15 protein-coding genes, 2 tRNA genes and 3 pseudogenes are annotated in these 16,679 nt (G+C 36.3%); 13 read left to right on the plus strand and 7 right to left on the minus strand.

The window, feature by feature from the left end; all coding sequences use genetic code 11:
* The first annotated feature begins 64 nt into the window (after positions 1–64).
* The 4 genes from plsX to J7R07_RS04810 all read left to right on the plus strand — a co-directional run bounded on the left by plsX (position 65) and on the right by J7R07_RS04810 (position 3,257).
* Positions 65–1,147, plus strand: coding sequence for a phosphate acyltransferase PlsX (gene plsX, locus J7R07_RS04795; protein WP_208435773.1), 1,083 nt, complete (start codon positions 65–67; stop codon positions 1,145–1,147).
* A 36-nt stretch (positions 1,148–1,183) separates the two neighbouring features.
* Positions 1,184–2,158 carry a beta-ketoacyl-ACP synthase III gene (locus J7R07_RS04800; RefSeq protein WP_208435774.1) on the plus strand — a complete coding sequence of 325 codons (975 nt, stop codon included), beginning with the start codon at positions 1,184–1,186 and terminating at the stop codon, positions 2,156–2,158.
* A gap of 77 nt (positions 2,159–2,235) precedes the next feature.
* Positions 2,236–2,559, plus strand: coding sequence for an integration host factor subunit alpha (locus J7R07_RS04805; RefSeq protein ID WP_208435775.1), 324 nt, complete (start codon positions 2,236–2,238; stop codon positions 2,557–2,559).
* 194 nt (positions 2,560–2,753) lie between these two features.
* Positions 2,754–3,257 (plus strand): MerR family transcriptional regulator, encoded by a 504-nt coding sequence (locus J7R07_RS04810; RefSeq protein ID WP_208435776.1) that lies wholly within the window; start codon positions 2,754–2,756, stop codon positions 3,255–3,257.
* Between the two features lie 47 nt (positions 3,258–3,304).
* On the opposite strand, the gene thrS is transcribed toward J7R07_RS04810, so the two are convergent.
* From thrS to J7R07_RS04825, 3 genes are all read right to left on the minus strand, one after another.
* Positions 3,305–5,281, minus strand: coding sequence for a threonine--tRNA ligase (gene thrS / locus J7R07_RS04815; protein ID WP_208435777.1), 1,977 nt, complete (start codon positions 5,279–5,281; stop codon positions 3,305–3,307).
* A gap of 120 nt (positions 5,282–5,401) precedes the next feature.
* The gene (gene yidD / locus J7R07_RS04820; RefSeq protein WP_208435778.1) at positions 5,402–5,755 is read right to left on the minus strand and encodes a membrane protein insertion efficiency factor YidD; all 354 of its coding nucleotides are present in this window, start codon (positions 5,753–5,755) and stop codon (positions 5,402–5,404) included.
* A complete protein-coding gene (locus tag J7R07_RS04825) occupies positions 5,756–6,184 on the minus strand; it encodes an iron-sulfur cluster assembly scaffold protein (protein WP_208435779.1) in 429 nt (142 codons plus the stop codon). It abuts the gene before it with no gap.
* A 127-nt stretch (positions 6,185–6,311) separates the two neighbouring features.
* On the opposite strand from J7R07_RS04825, the gene folE reads away from it, so the two are divergent.
* From folE to J7R07_RS04845, 4 genes and pseudogenes are all read left to right on the plus strand, one after another.
* Complete coding sequence (gene folE / locus J7R07_RS04830; RefSeq protein WP_208435780.1) at positions 6,312–6,932, plus strand: GTP cyclohydrolase I FolE; 621 nt, start codon at positions 6,312–6,314, stop codon at positions 6,930–6,932.
* A 137-nt stretch (positions 6,933–7,069) separates the two neighbouring features.
* Positions 7,070–7,154, plus strand: a tRNA-Leu gene (locus J7R07_RS04835).
* A 201-nt stretch (positions 7,155–7,355) separates the two neighbouring features.
* Positions 7,356–8,540 carry an alpha/beta hydrolase gene (locus J7R07_RS04840; protein ID WP_208435781.1) on the plus strand — a complete coding sequence of 395 codons (1,185 nt, stop codon included), beginning with the start codon at positions 7,356–7,358 and terminating at the stop codon, positions 8,538–8,540.
* A gap of 145 nt (positions 8,541–8,685) precedes the next feature.
* Positions 8,686–9,197, plus strand: a pseudogene (locus tag J7R07_RS04845) (hypothetical protein).
* A 228-nt stretch (positions 9,198–9,425) separates the two neighbouring features.
* Here J7R07_RS04845 and J7R07_RS04850 read toward each other — a convergent pair.
* A pseudogene (locus J7R07_RS04850) lies at positions 9,426–9,859 on the minus strand (phage portal protein); the annotation flags it as partial.
* Between the two features lie 403 nt (positions 9,860–10,262).
* Here J7R07_RS04850 and J7R07_RS08595 point away from each other — a divergent pair.
* The 5 genes and pseudogenes from J7R07_RS08595 (at position 10,263) to J7R07_RS04875 (ending at position 12,802) form a co-directional block, all read left to right on the plus strand.
* Positions 10,263–10,376: a type II toxin-antitoxin system RelE/ParE family toxin gene (locus J7R07_RS08595; protein ID WP_425489184.1), complete on the plus strand. Its 114-nt coding sequence runs from the start codon at positions 10,263–10,265 to the stop codon at positions 10,374–10,376.
* A 16-nt stretch (positions 10,377–10,392) separates the two neighbouring features.
* A pseudogene (locus tag J7R07_RS04860) lies at positions 10,393–10,701 on the plus strand (HigA family addiction module antitoxin).
* A 1,278-nt stretch (positions 10,702–11,979) separates the two neighbouring features.
* A tRNA-Thr gene (locus J7R07_RS04865) sits at positions 11,980–12,052 on the plus strand.
* A 176-nt stretch (positions 12,053–12,228) separates the two neighbouring features.
* Positions 12,229–12,405, plus strand: coding sequence for a type II toxin-antitoxin system HicA family toxin (locus J7R07_RS04870; RefSeq protein WP_208435782.1), 177 nt, complete (start codon positions 12,229–12,231; stop codon positions 12,403–12,405).
* Positions 12,406–12,424: 19 nt separating this feature from the next.
* Positions 12,425–12,802, plus strand: a complete 378-nt coding sequence (locus J7R07_RS04875) for a type II toxin-antitoxin system HicB family antitoxin (protein ID WP_208435783.1) — start codon at positions 12,425–12,427, stop codon at positions 12,800–12,802.
* Positions 12,803–13,386: 584 nt separating this feature from the next.
* Here J7R07_RS04875 and accC read toward each other — a convergent pair.
* From accC to J7R07_RS04890, 3 genes are all read right to left on the minus strand, one after another.
* Complete coding sequence (accC, locus tag J7R07_RS04880; RefSeq protein WP_208435784.1) at positions 13,387–14,745, minus strand: acetyl-CoA carboxylase biotin carboxylase subunit; 1,359 nt, start codon at positions 14,743–14,745, stop codon at positions 13,387–13,389.
* A gap of 14 nt (positions 14,746–14,759) precedes the next feature.
* Entirely contained in the window at positions 14,760–15,257 is a 498-nt protein-coding gene (accB, locus tag J7R07_RS04885; protein WP_208435785.1) for an acetyl-CoA carboxylase biotin carboxyl carrier protein, read from the minus strand.
* A gap of 254 nt (positions 15,258–15,511) precedes the next feature.
* On the minus strand, positions 15,512–16,384 hold the full coding sequence (locus J7R07_RS04890; RefSeq protein ID WP_208435880.1) for a DsbA family protein: 873 nt from the start codon (positions 16,382–16,384) through the stop codon (positions 15,512–15,514).
* Positions 16,385–16,679: the final 295 nt, after the last annotated feature.

Here is a 16,679-nt window from a genome sequence, read left to right on the forward strand (position 1 = left end):
TCAATAGCAAAAAATCGTAATGTGTATTTAAAAACGTAAATAAAAAGATATGGGATATGCAAGCGTGATTAGAATTTCTGTGGATGTAATGGGTGGTGACTATGGTCCGGAAGCGACTATTGCAGGAGCGGCAATCGTACAAAAACATTTGCCAAATATTTATTTTCTGTTTTATGGGATAGAGGAAGCTGTTAAACCGGTTTTAAAAAAATATCCTTGTTTGGATTCTGTGTCGTATTTTTATCCCACAGAAAGTTATACGCGTATGGATGAAAAGCCAAGCCAAGCGCTTCGGAATGGACGCGGTAAATCATCAATGTGGTATGCGATTGAAGCAGTAAAAAATGGTAAAGCTGATGCTTGCATTTCTGCGGGCAATACTGGTGCACTTATGACAATGTCTTATTTTTGTTTAAAAATGATGGCAGAGGCCGAGCGTCCTGGGATTGCGGGTATTTGGCCAACGCTTCGCAGTGAGAGTATCGTTTTGGATATTGGGGCAACAATTGGTGCATCTGCTAACCAGTTGGTTGATTTGGCGGTTATGGGAGCAGGTATGTTTCGCACTTTATATCACACTGAAAAACCAAGTGTTGGACTTTTAAATGTGGGGGTTGAAGAGGTTAAGGGCCTTTATGAAATTAAAAAAGCCGGAATGATATTGCGTGAAGTCCAATTAGAAGGTTTAGAGTATAAGGGATTTGTTGAAGGCAATGACATTGGAAAGGGAACAGTGGATGTTGTTGTAACGGAAGGATTTTCTGGTAATATTGCTTTAAAAACTGCAGAGGGAACTGCACGGCAGATAGCGGAGATCTTAAATTCTGCACTGCGGAGTTCTTTTTTAACATCTCTTGGGTATTTTTTATCGCGAAGCGCTTTTCATACACTGAAACACAAAATGGATCCAGATAGAGTGAATGGTGGAGTGCTTTTAGGTTTGAATGGTGTTGTCATAAAGAGTCATGGTAGCGCTAATGCTAACGGTTTTGCTTCTGCTATCCGCGTTGGCTATGAAATGGTTAGCAATGGGCTGTTGAAAAAAATAACTGCTGATTTACGGCGGTTTCATGAGAATAAAGCAACACTTTTTGATCAAGAAAATGAAGCTGCAGTGAATGGAGGAGATGATGATAAGCTTTTATAGTGTAATTGAGAAATATGAAGAAAAGGTTAGGGACGAATGATTCGATCCGTTATGCGTGGTGTAGGAAGTGCCTTACCAGAAAAAAGCTTATCGAATGATGAGATTGCAAAATTTGTTGAAACGTCAGATTCATGGATTGTTCAGCGTACAGGAATACGCCAACGTTATATTGCCAATGAAAATGAAACAACTGTTTCTTTAGCAGTTGAAGCGGCACAAGCGGCACTTATAAATGCTAGTTTAACAATAAAGGATATTGATTGTATTATTTTAGCAACCTCAACCCCAAATCATACTTTTCCTGCTTCTGCTGTTGAAATTCAGCATGCTTTGGGAATGAGTCATGGATTTGCTTTTGATATTCAAGCTGTTTGCTCTGGTTTTATTTTTGCTTTAACAACAGGAGATGCCTATTTACGCTGCGGAGCTGTCAAGAGAATTTTAGTTATCGGGTCTGATACATTTTCTCGAATTTTAGATTGGAAAGATCGCACAACATGTGTTTTATTTGGTGATGGTGCGGGAGCTGCTATTTTGGAAGCACAGGAAAGTAAGGGTGATGGTAATATTGATCGTGGCATATTGTCTACTAAATTACGCTCTAATGGTGCATATATGAATAAGCTCTATGTTGATGGTGGTCCTTCAACAACACAAAAAACGGGTTATTTACGTATGGAAGGACGCGAAGTTTTTAAATATGCAGTTGGTATGATAACGGATGTGGTCGATGATTGTTTTGCGGCTGCTGGTATGGTTTCTTCACAATTAGATTGGTTTGTGCCTCATCAAGCTAATAAGCGTATTATTGCAGCATCAGCTAAAAAATTGGGAATTGATATAAATAAGGTTGTGATCACAGTTGATCAGCACGGTAATACATCTGCAGCGTCGGTGCCATTAGCTTTAACCACGGCTGTCTACGATGGAAGAATTAAAAAAGGAGATCTCATCATGTTAGAAGCTATGGGAGGTGGATTTACATGGGGAGCAATTCTTGTTCGTTGGTAGATTATAGTCGCTTGACCATATTTGAATAAAACGTATAAGTCATTTTGTAATTTTTAATATTTGAATAGGTGATTATAATGACAAGTAAGACAGTAACGCGTGCAGATTTAGCGAGCGTAGTTTGTAGAAGGGTGGGCTTGTCACACACTGAATCAGCCGCTTTGGTTGAATTGGTTTTGGATGAAATTTGCAATTCACTGGTGAGAGGTGAGGCAGTTAAATTGTCCTCCTTCGCATCTTTTCAAGTTCGCAATAAAAATGAACGCGTTGGACGGAATCCAAAAACGGGTGTTGAAGCACCTATTCCACCGCGACGTGTAGTAACATTTAAGGCTGCGAATATACTTAAACAAAGAATTTTAGATGCGCATCGCGCAAGACAAAAAAATGATCCAACATAAATACACACTGTTAGAATGTTTGGTATTTATAAAAAAAATTGTATAAGATCAAATTCTGCATTTTGTTTTAAGTAGAAGATTTTAGTTTAAATGTAGTCAAGCATGGTCCTATTTTTGACCAATCTTGTTGAGAAATTAAAACTTGATGAATCGTTGTAGAATCATTCGTAGTATTTTAGATAAGGTGTTGCAAAATGGATAAGAGCTCCGATGCTTTTCGCACAATTAGCGAAGTAGCCGAGTTGTTGGAGCTTCCGCAGCATGTCTTGAGATTCTGGGAAACACGTTTTCGGCAAATAAAACCAATGAAACGTGGGGGAGGGAGGCGTTATTATCGCCCAGCCGATGTTGATTTACTCAATGGTATTAAGCAGCTGTTATACGATCAGGGCTATACAATAAAAGGTGTGCAGCGCCTTTTAAAGGAGAATGGTGTTGCCTTTGTTACTGCATTTGGGAATGGCGATCTTGATGCTATGAATGTCGTAATAGAAAAAAAACATGCAGGACAAACTTCTGAGTCTGGCAACAGTAAACCTAAAAGATCTTCTTTTGGACTTTTGAATTTCATGAGAAATGAAGAAGAAACAGCTGTTGGTTCTGTTAATATTTACAAAGACAAAACCGATAAAGCATTGTTACAAGAAATACTGTTTGAACTCATTGAATGTAAGCGTGTGCTTGACAGAGCACGATAGCGATGATTCTTTTTTCTTTATCGTTCTTTTTATCTTTTTGCTCACTTTTAAGTGCTTATTAAACGACGCAAATCTGGTGGTGTTGCTTCATCCGTGAGTTGCTTAATCGCTTCTTCTGCAGACAAAAAGGTTTGATCCGTACTTCCTAAACGGCGTATGTTTACGTTATTTGTCTCTGCTTCACGTTTACCACATACCAAAATTATAGGAACTTTTTGTAAAGAATGTTCACGTATTTTATAGTTAATTTTTTCATTGCGAAAATCCGATATTGCGGAAAGCCCAGCAACTTTAAGCCTTGCCGTTATTTTTTTTGCATAATCATTTGCTTCGGATGTAATTGTTGCTACCACAACTTGTTCAGGCGCAAGCCAAAGCGGCATATGGCCAGAAAAATTTTCAATTAATATACCAAGAAAACGCTCCATTGAACCAAAAATTGCACGATGAATCATGACGGGTTGACGCTTTTCAGAATCCTTATCAATATAGAATGCACCAAAACGTTCAGGAAGATTAAAATCTATTTGTGTTGTTCCACACTGCCATTCACGGCCGATAGCATCCTTCAATGTATATTCAAATTTGGGACCATAAAATGCACCTTCGCCTGGAAGGATACTCGTTTTAATTTGTCCTGCAAATTTTGTTTCAATCGTTTTAAGAACGGATTTCATAATATTTTCCGCATGATCCCATAACGCGTCAGATCCAACTCGTTTGTCTGGGCGTGTTGAAAGCTTAAGACTGATTTCTTTAAAACCGAAATCAGCATACGTTGATAAGATTAAATCATTAATATTGAGACATTCATCGGCTAATTGCTCATCAGTACAAAAAATATGTGCATCATCTTGTGTAAAGCCCCGCACACGCATAAGACCATGTAGAGAGCCTGAAGGTTCATACCGATGAACAAGACCGAATTCAGCAAGCCTAATAGGCAAATCGCGGTAAGATTTTAAACCATGTTTAAAAATTTGCACATGACCAGGGCAATTCATTGGTTTAAGAGCGTAAATATTTTCATTATCCCAATCCTCTGCTGCTGGAATTGCTTTGAACATATTTTCCTTATACCATCCCCAGTGGCCAGATATTTCCCAAAGTGATCTGTCAAGAACTTGCGGTGCATTAACCTCAGCGTATTGATGATCATCAAGGCGTCGACGCATATAGTTGATCAAATTTTGGAACATTTTCCAGCCTTTTTTATGCCAAAAAATCATTCCTGGTCCTTCTTCTTGAAAATGGAATAAGTCCATTTCACGCCCCAGACGGCGGTGATCACGTTTTTCAGCTTCTTCTAACATGTATAGATAGGCTTTTAAGTCATTTTCATTCGCAAACGCTGTGCCATAAATTCTCGTGAGCATTGGATTATTGGCATCACCACGCCAATAAGCACCTGCAACTTTCATTAGTTTGAAAGCATTGCCAATTTGTCCAGTAGACTGCATATGTGGACCGCGGCAAAGATCAAACCAATCACCTTGATAATAGATTTTTAAATCTTGATTTGCGGGAATGCTATCGATAAGCTCAACTTTATAGAGTTCGCCTTTTTCAGAAAAAACTTCTTTTGCTTTTTTACGAGACCAAATCTCTTTTTTGAAAGCTTTATTGCGTTGGATAATTTCGCGCATCTTCTTTTCAATGATGGTAAGATCATCTAATGTAAAAGGTTGTTGGCGTGCAAAGTCATAATAAAAACCATTTTCAATAACAGGGCCAATGGTCACTTGCGTTTCAGGAAAGAGCTCCTGTACTGCTTCAGCTAGAACATGCGCACAATCATGACGTATGAGTTCAAGAGCGCGAGGATCTTCTCGGGTAATAATTTCTATTTGGCCGGATTGTTCTAGTGGATCTGATAGATCTCGAGTGATTCCATTAAGACTGTAGGCGACTGCTTTTTTTGCAAGTGATTTAGAAATGGATCCTGCCAATTCCAAGCCAGTCATTCCGGTGGGGTAATCACGTTTTGAACCATCAGGAAAAGAAAGAGAAACAGAGCAAGACATAAAACACCCCTTTGATCCAATTCCGCTAACGATTGCGGATGGTTTCGTAAAAATTCAGTAACTATCCATTAAGGTCTATAAGTTGATTTTTTTATCAATACGTATGAAAAAAGAAAAGAATTATTTATCGTATTTTTTAGAAATTTTCCGATAACACCAAGGTTTATAAAAACAATAAGAGTTTTCAAGAAAAGTGGGGACTGGATCAAAACCATGTGTTCCAAATGGACCGCATCGTATGATACGAAAAAAACCCATCCATGCACCAGCCCACAACCCATGGCGTGCAATTGCTTCATAAGTATATTCTGAACAAGTTGGTGCGTGGCGACACTGATTTCCTATAAAACTGGAAAGTGTTATTTGATAAAAACGTATTAAAAAAATGCCAAGTAATCGCCCAGGTGTTTTTTTCCAGGGGCCCATATAATTTCGAGTTTGTTTCTTTTTTTGTTGAGGCTGTAATTTGAGCATTTATTTTTCTTCAATCTGTTTAATACAATCTACAATCGCATCAAAGGGAAGCATTGTTGATGTATGACGTACTTTATAGTCTTTAATAGGCTGCAGGCAAGAAAATGCTTTAAAAGGATCTTGAGGAGGGGGACCGTCTTTCGTTAGCATATGGTAGATAATCTCACGTAACGTTTTAAGATCTTGTGTCGTTTCTCCTATAATATGAGACGCTAAAAGTGAAGCCGAAGCTTGCCCCAGTACACATGCATGCACTTCATGAGCAAAATCTATAATGATACCCTTTTCTACTTTTAGATCTACAATGACTGTTGAACCGCAAAGGTGTGCATACCTTTTTGATGTTGCATCCGGATCTTTAAGACGTCCAATTCTACTTATATGTGCAGCACATTCAAGTATTTTATCACTATAGATGTCATCCATCATGGGTTATTACCTAAAATTTCAAAAGCTGTGATTGTTTAAGCTTTTCATTCTCTTATATAGAGATTATACACAACGAAACAGATATGTAGCAAATGCGTTTTCTATAGGGTGAGCTTGGAGTTTTTAAATGCGTGATGTTGTTAAAAAAGGTATGAGAGGTCCATTTTTACCTGAAGAAAAGCGTCCTAGCTTTGAAGAGGTAGAAGCAGCTATTCGTACATTGCTTTTATGGATAGGGGAAAATCCAAACCGAGAAGGGCTTTTAGACACTCCAAAACGTATAGCTAAAGCATATCGTGAGCTTTTTATTGGTTATAGCAAATCAGTTGAAGAGATCTTGGACACGGTTTTTGAGGAAGTTTCAGGATATAATGAATCAATAATCGTAAGAAATATCCCTTTTTATTCACATTGTGAGCATCATATGATTCCAATTGTTGGAAAAGCGCATATTGGGTATCTTCCGAATACAAAATTTGTTGGTCTTTCAAAAATTGCGCGTGTTGTGGATATTTTTTCTCGTCGTTTACAAACACAAGAGGCTATGACTGCTCAAATAGCAAATGCTTTGAACTTGCATTTGAAGCCTCGTGGTGTTGCAGTATTGATTGAAGCTGAACACATGTGTATGGCTATGAGAGGGATCCAAAAACAGGGTTCTACGACGATTACAACATGCTTTCATGGTTGTTATGAAAAAGATCAAACTGTGCAGGCTAACTTTATGATGATAGTTCAAAAATCATAGTAAAGCTTATATTCTCATGATTTGTATTGGGTTATAGCTATTCAAGTAAAATAAATTATGAGAAAGCGAAAATAGGCTTGTGCCTCGCTTTGTGATTTGTTAAAGCCAGAAAATCGAAATGTTTTGCTTCACCGTGTGCGGTCGTGGCGGAATTGGTAGACGCGCAGCGTTGAGGTCGCTGTGGGGTGACCCGTGGAAGTTCGAGTCTTCTCGACCGCACCATATAAGTTCTTTGTAGCGGAAGTGAGCTGTATTTATATATGTTTTGAGGAAGATACTGTTTTATAGATTGTAGCTAGAGTTTTTTTTTATATATTATCTATGGTATGTCTCTGGTAATAATCTTATTTCAAATCGGTGGGAGGTGTTTTTTCCTGTAGATTTAAATGGTAGTTTTTTTCAAGAGAGCTGAGTGGTGTTGCAATGAGAAATATAATATTTTTAAAATATTTAGCATTCTTTATTTGCATTTCTTTATTAACAGCGTGTAGTCAATCACGTGCTGTGCTTTGGCATGGAGTACATGCAACACCTTCTATGATTTTAGTACAAAAAAAATTGGAAGATAAACAAATTCTTCCTAAAGCCATTGTTCCTGTGTATGTTGCAACAAGTCGTATGATGCAAAAAAGCTATTCTCAGCCTTATGGAGCAGAGCGATCAAGTAAAGTGCATTATAATCGCGTTGACGTAGGAATTCCTCAGCAACATGTGAAGGGTGTTGTCGAAATAAACGCGTATAAACCTACTCATGATAAGTATTTTGCAGCGGTAGCATTACAAAAATACGATAATAGAGAACAGTTTAAACAGCAATTAAATGCTGCTTTAGCAAAAAAAACAAAGGGAAAAAGAGAGATTTTCCTTTTTATTCATGGCTATAATAATAATTTCGCAGATGGCACATTTCGTACAGCTCAGTTTACATATGATTATTCTTTAAATGTCGTCGCTGTACACTATTCGTGGCCTTCTGCTGCATCAATACCTCTTTACATTTATGACCGTGATAGTGCCAATTTTGCACGCGATGGACTGATAGAGCTTCTAACACTTCTTAGTGAGACTGATGCCGATCAGATTTCTGTTGTTGCACACTCTATGGGTAATTTCGTCATAATGGAGTCACTTAGAACGTTAGCACTACAGGGGAAATATAAACCTATTCGCCGTATTACGAGCTTTTTAATGGCAGCACCAGACATTGATATTGATGTGTTTGAACGTCAACTTAATGACATTAAGAGATTACCTCAACCAACGGCCATTTTAGTATCTCGTGCAGATAAAGCACTCGCTGTTTCAAGGCGTCTTACAGGTGGGCATCATCGTGTAGGAGATGGTACAGACATTGAAATATTGCGTAAAAATGGGATAGCTGTCCTCGATTTTTCTCGTGTTGATGGTGGGGCACACAATGTCTTTGCATCTTCACCGACATTGATGGCGCTTTCTCGAGAGGGCTCTTTGGCTTCAACAATTATGCAGGGTACAGAATTATCACCCAGTCAGGCGCTTCTTGCTGATGGTAGTAGTGTGTTGGAGAAAACAACGCATCTTATCTTTTATACGCCTGTACGCTTATTATCTCCTCTAGCTCCACGTTAAGTATGAAAATAGTGGAGTTTTTCCGTCAAATATAAACAAATTAAAAAGAAGGTCTTTAATTTAGCACTTTCTTTAGAATGGTTTTGTAAAATGAGAAATGAATAGCGGAATGAATGTAAAGATCTGTCATTAGGATAAGTTCATGATGGTTGCACGAAAGCGCTATGTTAATACGCCTACATTAGTTAACTATTTATCTTATTCCGCAGGTAAGTTATTAGATATTCACATTATATTTTGAAAACGAGAGAAGGTAATATGGGGGAAAAACCAAATTTATTACGTCAAATCGATTCCACAAAAAAACACCTGGATGAGATAAGTCATGCTCTTATTTTAGAATATCGTAAACGCCAAGAAAATGAGCGCTTTTTAAAACAAATCTTGCTCTCAATTTCCGATCAACTTTTTTCACTTAATAACGGTTTCAAGGAAACAGGCCGTCTTTTTTTTCAAGAAATTAGAATGCTTCAATCTCAAATGCAATGTTTTTATGAGGGGAGGGAAAAGCAGCATTTATTGGATAGCCAAGCTCCTTTTTGTTCTCCGTCAAAAATTGATGAAGTTATTAGACAGTTACAAAAAGCACGAAAAAAGCTTATTCTTGAAAGCCCACATCTCTTTGAAAAAGAATATTCAAGCTCAGAAAAAAATTAAAATAAACTATATGATAAAAATGTTGTTGGTTTTATAGAAAAAAGTATAGTATGTTGATTGATTGACATAATTGTTACGAAAGTGCGTGTGCAATATTCATTGATAGAATGATAAACCTTCATATAAAAAACATAGCCTTTTTAGAAAAGAGTTCGATGTTTATTGCAAATTTTTTACAATAACAGCTTCGATCTTTTAAGTCGTGAAATATTGGAGTATTATAGGGAGCGTTATTTTGGGAGAATCGCGCAACTGTCCAGCAATACGGTGCTCTTTAATATGAATAACTATTTCAGCGGGTGTGCACACGCGTTATTGGTTCTTAAATACTATGTTTGCAGGATAATCATCATAGGGATGATGTTCCCAGAAGTGATAAGCAACACACTTGCCACTTGCATTAAATTCAATCCCCCGAATGTAATTGCCTTCAATCGCAGCAGATCCATTGTAAGTAAGGCGAGCATTTCAGTGGGATAAATTCGCAATTGAAGAGGCACACCAAAGCGTCCATAAAGGTCAACATAATGCAGCCTGACAAAACATTCGCCGGTTAAAAAGATCTCTTGTGTAATGGTTGCTTGCAAACCATAAAAGTTGGCATCTTCATCATAATCGGCTTCATCAACTCATTGCCACCATAAGCCTAAAAGCTTTTCCTCAACAGAGCGGTTGCTGATTTACTTATCGCTGTAACGCACTGATTGCTTACCCGAATAAAGAGCTTCTTCAATTTGTTCACGCCACCTTTTTAACCTTTCCAGTCTATCAAATTGGCTAGTTTTAAAATGAGAAACCACGACATGAAATATGTATCTTTTTGGTAAACGCACGAAGCGATATAGACCCTTACAAAATTTTTTAGTCATTTTCATCTCTGTTGTTAAATATTTTCCAATATTTATTCTTTTCTTTGTATTATACATAAAGGAACGTGTATAAGAGATAGTTTGGTGATTGAATCTTTTGCGGATAAGCGGTGTAAAGACCTTTTAGAAGGCAATCTACCTAAAGGTTTTCCCACAACTCTAGTACGTATAGGCCAAAGGAAATTGTTTAGAAGCATTGAAGGGAGAGCGTAAAGATCAATATTCTATTCGTATTTATGACCAGTTCCGTATTTGTTTTGAATGGCGTACTAATGGCGCTTATGAGGTTGAAATCATAGATTATCATTGATCTATAGGAGGTCGAGATGAAAAATTATGTAGCAATTCATCCTGGAGAAATTTTACGGGAAAAATATTTAAAAGAATATGCTTTCTCTGGTTATGCTCTTGCCACAAAGTCTTGAATGTTCCACGCATGAGGATAGAACGTATTGTAGCGGAAAATAGTCCGATAACTCCTGATACAGCACTACGATTGGCCTATTTTTTTGATACAACAGCTGAATTTTGGCTTAATATGCAAGCTGCTTATGATGTTTAGTATCTTACAAGCCAAAGAAGCAGATGAATTTGCCAAAATAGATAAAGGTAGCTTAAAAAGTTTAGTTCTGTAAATGAACTATTTGATGATTTGTATGCGAACGATTAAGTATATTACCATCTCCCTACCTTTGAAGATAGGGAAGGGGGGGATGTATTCATTTAAATTTAAGCCACTTTAACAACAGTTTTTTAAAAACCTGTTTTGCTTCTTTAATAAGCGCTTTATAATATTTGCTTTGTTCTACTAACGTAAAGGTTTTAACAAGTTGCATGTGAAGAGGATTTATAAATGTAAACAACCTTTTGTGGATGATTAATTTTAACTTTTAAGTCTTTTTTGGGGTGGATGTTGATGGCTTGGAAGTCTTGGGTGCTTTTGTTTTTTCGCGAGATGTTTCCTCTTTTATTGTTTCAGGTGATGTTTGGTCACATTCTTTTTTTAGCTGATTAATTTATTCAATTGTCTTGCCAAGTTTTGTTTTTATCTTGATATGAAAAAAGGTTTAGCAGTATTGGCACGCTTGGGGCGTGCGTGCATAGACTTGATTGGAAAGCTCAATAAATGATTATTGGGAGTTGACTTGTTATCGCCGAAAACACACATTGGCTTGGTGATGATTACTTCATCTTTGCTCCTTTTGAGGCAATGAATTAATGATATTATTGGTCACTTAATGGTTTTTGATATGTGCAAAATAGATTAGCCTGTTTTATCAAGAAAAACAGTGCTTTAACTCCTATTGAAAGCTTAAATTTTACCAAATTTTAGGGGATATTTCTGAACTTTAGACACAACACAACCGCTATTACACCGCCACTGGATACAATTTTTCATATATTGTCAACAAAAAAATCAATATATTGTGTTTTTTTATTTTTTGATCAAAACTTGGTATTTTATAAAGTATGGTCGCAGTTTTATTTCAGGGAAAGGCAGCTATTTATTTATAAGGCTTGATTATAAAAAAACGGTTATGTCAATGCACGGTGTGCGAAAAGAGTTAGGAATAGGATAAGTTAATAAAATTTCCAAAGATCTTAATCTAAAGTAAGCCTGAATATGGAGATATAAATGAAATATGCGTTTAAATTTATTAAAGATACAACGATACTCTTCTTGTCGTTTCCAAAAACTCTCAAGAATTTGTTACCTATGGTAACAACGAAAAAAAGCTTTGGGCAATGTGTCATACACAGAAATAGCATTCAACATTGTTGTAAACGATGATGAAAAAATAAAGAAGCTGGTTATTTTGTAATTTATGATATAAGTTTTTAAAAATATGTTCCAAAACTGATAATTTTCTGTTTTCCTTTTTATAAGTTTGTGCTACCTCCTACATAGTTATGCCCTTATAGCTCAGTTGGTAGAGCACCTGATTTGTAATCAGGGGGTCGGGAGTTCGAGTCTCTCTGGGGGCACCGTTTTTTTTAAAGTTATTGAAATACATATATTTTTCCTTCAAACTAATTTTCAGGCCACCTCCACCTTTTAGACTACCTCTTGTCGGTTCGCTGTATATTGCTCTGAATGCACTTTATAAACATTTTAGAAATCATTAAAATGTGTATATATTTGCACATTTAAAGCTTAGATAATGGAAAAAGATAGCAGAAAAATCATTGCGAAATTAAAGGGCAATGGTTTTGGATTTGTCAAAATGAAAGGTTTTCACCATAAATTTATGAAAGATGGTAAAGTTATTATTATTCCACATTCTAAGAAAAATTTTCCAATTGGTGCAACGCGTTCTATTACACTACAAGCAGGCTAGTTAAAAAAGGAGAAGAAGAATGAAAAGATTTTTTGCTCTTATTCATAAAGATAAAGATTCTGCTTTTGGTGTTCAATTTCCTGATTTTAAAGGTCTATTCTCTGCTTCTGATGAAAATGCAACCGAGGCTTTGCAACTTTACTGTGAAGATATGGATACAGTGCCTGTTCCTTTGAAATTTAAAGAAGTGATACAACAGAAAGCTGTTAAAAAAGCTTTGTCAGAAGGAGCCTTTTTAATACAAGTTCCTTTTATTGAAAATGATTCAGAAGTCATACGTACAAATATCTCAATTGAACGAGGACTTTTCCGTGTAATTGATAATCGTGCACAAGAGAGAGCTTTAACAAGATCTGTTTTTTTGGCAGCAGTAACCTGTCACGAGCTAAATATTTAGCTCAATCAATATGGAAAAATTTCCCACTCTAGCTTTTTTCGAAAGCGTATAATTGCATATGATCTGCAAAATATTAATGAAAATCAAAAGACGGCAGGTAAAAAAAGTGCTACAGTTAAGAGAGATATGACGATCATTGATATAATATACATGGCATCTAATATTTCTGGACCTGTCATTTCTTTTTCTTCCTATAATAATTGCTCAATATTTATAAATAAATTAAGTTTTAAGCGGCATCATTAGTAGCAATTGTAACTGCCTTTTTCAAGAACATGAAGAGTGAATTCTAAAGCTTCCAATTTTGTTTCATGATTTAGGTCTAATAATTGTTTAATTTGTATGTGATGTAGTTTTAAAAGACGTACAAGATCAGCTTTGCGTAAATTTTTTTCGACCATAATAGCATTGTGTATTGCGATCTTCAAAGTAACCAATAAAGATATTTGGAAAAAGAACAAGCAGAATCACGAGCTCCAAAAGGGACGACTCCACAATCTTGGAAACGCACTGTGTAACTGTTAAAGATGCATTTTAAACTTTATAAAGAAAAGTTGATGAAAATCTATCATTTCGTTATCGAATCATGAATCTGAAGAAGTTGACTGATTAGAAAGATATTTTTCCAGCCAGTGGATATTATAGTTACCGTCTGTAACATCTTTATTGTTAATGAGATCACGAAAAAGAGGCAATGTGGTTTTAATCCCATCGACCACAAATTCATCCAATGCACGTCGTAAACGCATCATGCATTCTAAACGGGTACGCCCATGCACAATCAGCTTTCCAATCATGCTATCATAATAAGGAGGGATACGATAACCTGAATAAGCACCTGAATCAACGCGAATTCCTAAACCTCCAGGTGTATGAAAATGTGTAATGGTTCCTGGTGATGGTGTAAAATTAAGAGGATCTTCTGCGTTAATACGACATTCAATAGCATGACCAAAGAAGCAAATATTATCTTGTGAAACTGAAAGTTTGCAACCTGATGCAATATGAATTTGTTCATGAACTAAATCTATACCTGTAATTTCTTCAGTTATAGGATGTTCGACTTGTAAACGCGTATTCATCTCAATAAAGTAGAATTCGCCATTTTCATAAAGAAATTCAATGGTACCCACTCCACGATATCCAAGTTGTGCACAAGCATTCGCAACAATATCACCAATTTTTTTTCGCTCAGTTTCATTAAGTGCAGGAGATGTGGCTTCTTCCCATATTTTTTGGTGACGTCGTTGAAGTGAACAATCACGTTCTCCTAAATGAATAGCATTTCCTGTTCCATCACCTATAATTTGAATTTCAATATGACGGGGCTTTTCTAGATATTTTTCAATATAGACTGCATCATCACCAAAAGCTGCTTTTGCTTCTGAACGGGTTGTTTTAAGAGCTATAGCAAATTCTTGTTCAGAATGAACGACTTTCATACCGCGTCCACCACCACCGGCAGAAGCCTTAATAATAACAGGATAACCAATTTCATGAGCAGTGCGTAAAGCTTCTGTTTCTTCAGTGACCGCTCCATCTGAACCGGGGACTACAGGAATTCCAAGTTTTTTAGCGGTTTTTTTTGCTTCGATTTTATCGCCCATGATTCGAATATGTGCGGCCGTCGGACCAATGAATGTAATATTATGAGCTTCTAGAACATCTACAAATTTTGCATTCTCAGAAAGAAAGCCATAGCCTGGATGAACAGCATCGGCTCCTGTAATCTCACACGCAGCAATAATTTGATGAATACTCAAATAAGAATCACGTGCTGGGGGAGGACCAATACAGACACTTTCGTCAGCAAGACGAACATGCATTGCATCAGCATCGGCAGTGGAGTGAATGGCTACGGTTTTTATACCTAGTTCTTTGCAAGCTCGCAGAACGCGAAGAGCAATTTCTCCTCTATTCGCAATGAGGATTTTTCGAATCATAGTTACCCCTCGCTTTATTCAACAACAATCAGTGGTTCACCAAACTCAACAGGTTGGCCATCTTTAACAAAAATATTGGTCACTACGCCTGCACGTGGTGATGGAATTTGATTCATCGTTTTCATCGCTTCAATGATAAGTAACGTTTGTCCCTCAGAAACATTTTGCCCTACTTCTACAAAAGGTTGTGCACCCGGCGAAGGTGCAAGATAGGCTGTTCCAACCATTGGAGAGGTTACTGCATCTTTAGATTTGTCTTCTTGTATAGGAATAGAACTCGCACTTGTTGGAGCAGCAGGAGAAGTTACGGCGACAGTAGGAGTGGAAACAGGAGTATAAATTGTTTGTTCAGAAGCGGCTGTAATGTTTTGACGTGATACACAAATCCGAAGTCCACCCTGTTCAAGCTCGATATTCGTTAAATTCGTATCATTTAAAATTTCAGCAAGATCACGGATAATTTTCGTATCAATTGCGGTATGTTTTGCCTTGTCTATTTTTTTTGTCGCCATTTTATTTCTAACTCCTTGATCAATGAAGATCGTTACTATTTTTAGCTCTTATGACTTAATATCTCTAGACTACGGATGGCCTTTATAAGCTCTTTTAAAAAAGCCTTTTATTTTTTTAGAATTATACTTTGCAATCTTAAACTCGTATCTGCCTATGTGAAGTTGCATTTATAAGCCTGTTATCAAAAAAGAGAAAGCATAAAATCATTTTATTGGCAGTATTCTTCATAAAGTTAATGAGGTAGAAAAGATATTTACTGTATATTTTTTATGGATTCTTTTAACGTATCTTGGTTCACGAACCCAATGAACACTTTATCACCAATGATGTAAGAAGGTGTTCCTGTAATATTGAGTTGAGAGGCAATTTGAATATTTTTTTTGAAGAGATTTTTCAGATTAGGATCTTTTATTGCACTACGCAGTTTTTTTTCATCTGCTCCTAGTGAAATTGCTATTTTTATGGCTTTAGCTTCGTTCGCACGGCTCTCATCGGTTAAAAGCTTTCTATAAAACTGAGGATATTTTGCTGGTAATTGTTTTCGAAAAGCATAGCCAACAGTGTGCGCTGCTATAGAATCAGATCCTAAAACTGGTAAATCTTTGATAATGACTCTTAGGTCTGGATACTCTTTTATTAAGTTTTCTATGTCTGAATAGGACATCTTACAATATCCACAATTGTAATCAAAAAAATCAATCAGAACTCTTTTACCATTTGGATTTCCCAAAATAGCATCATGAGAGGAGTGAAAAATTTCCTTTTTGAATAAATTGATGATTAAAGCCTGCTTTTGAGCTTTTTTTTCGTCTTCCTTTTCCAATTTTGCTTGAAGGATAAGCTGCATTTCAATCATAACTTCCGGATTAGTGAGTAAATAATCCCTTACAATCTTTTGAATATCCTGGTCATCAATACGTGGTATAATTTTTTCTTTAAGCTTAGATAAAAAAGTAGGATCTTCCAGAAGTTGCGTTTTAAATTTTTCTGAATTCAAATAATCCGCTGTTTTATCATTTGATGTTGCATTTGATAAAGAAGATGGAAAGGTTAGAATACTCAACATAACTGTTGCTAACAATTTTACCATGAGCATTGTTTTTGAATGTTGAGACTGGTGGGTCATTATATATGCCTTCATATTTCTATTATAAAGTGGAGTAAACGATATGAAAACTATTTGCTTATCTACAATAAAGCATTTAGCTGCAGTATACATCTAGTGAGTTACAGAAAAAACATCAATTTTTTTCTCTCAGAAGAATCTAGAGAGTATACATTTGCTATGGCTATTTTTTTAATAGCTGTATTTTTCTCTCAAATTTTATTTGAGTCTATGATGATAACAAAGATATTTTGATGCACATTTTTATTGTGGAAAAAAGCACGTTGAAAATCCAATTAAAAGTATCTTTATTAAC

It is taken from the genome of Bartonella phoceensis, assembly GCF_902825145.1.
Taxonomy (GTDB): domain Bacteria; phylum Pseudomonadota; class Alphaproteobacteria; order Rhizobiales; family Rhizobiaceae; genus Bartonella; species Bartonella phoceensis.

What these genes read in the sequence shown, in the direction of transcription:
- J7R07_RS04800 (WP_208435774.1), top strand. Translation starts at nt 1,184, where the DNA reads ATGATTCGATCCGTTATGCGTGGTGTAGGAAGTGCCTTACCAGAAAAA.
- J7R07_RS04805 (WP_208435775.1), top strand. Translation starts at nt 2,236, where the DNA reads ATGACAAGTAAGACAGTAACGCGTGCAGATTTAGCGAGCGTAGTTTGT.
- J7R07_RS04810 (WP_208435776.1), top strand. Translation starts at nt 2,754, where the DNA reads ATGGATAAGAGCTCCGATGCTTTTCGCACAATTAGCGAAGTAGCCGAG.
- thrS (WP_208435777.1), bottom strand. Translation starts at nt 5,281, where the DNA reads ATGTCTTGCTCTGTTTCTCTTTCTTTTCCTGATGGTTCAAAACGTGAT.
- yidD (WP_208435778.1), bottom strand. Translation starts at nt 5,755, where the DNA reads ATGCTCAAATTACAGCCTCAACAAAAAAAGAAACAAACTCGAAATTAT.
- J7R07_RS04825 (WP_208435779.1), bottom strand. Translation starts at nt 6,184, where the DNA reads ATGATGGATGACATCTATAGTGATAAAATACTTGAATGTGCTGCACAT.
- folE (WP_208435780.1), top strand. Translation starts at nt 6,312, where the DNA reads ATGCGTGATGTTGTTAAAAAAGGTATGAGAGGTCCATTTTTACCTGAA.
- J7R07_RS04840 (WP_208435781.1), top strand. Translation starts at nt 7,356, where the DNA reads ATGAGAAATATAATATTTTTAAAATATTTAGCATTCTTTATTTGCATT.
- J7R07_RS04870 (WP_208435782.1), top strand. Translation starts at nt 12,229, where the DNA reads ATGGAAAAAGATAGCAGAAAAATCATTGCGAAATTAAAGGGCAATGGT.
- J7R07_RS04875 (WP_208435783.1), top strand. Translation starts at nt 12,425, where the DNA reads ATGAAAAGATTTTTTGCTCTTATTCATAAAGATAAAGATTCTGCTTTT.
- accC (WP_208435784.1), bottom strand. Translation starts at nt 14,745, where the DNA reads ATGATTCGAAAAATCCTCATTGCGAATAGAGGAGAAATTGCTCTTCGC.
- accB (WP_208435785.1), bottom strand. Translation starts at nt 15,257, where the DNA reads ATGGCGACAAAAAAAATAGACAAGGCAAAACATACCGCAATTGATACG.
- J7R07_RS04890 (WP_208435880.1), bottom strand. Translation starts at nt 16,384, where the DNA reads ATGACCCACCAGTCTCAACATTCAAAAACAATGCTCATGGTAAAATTG.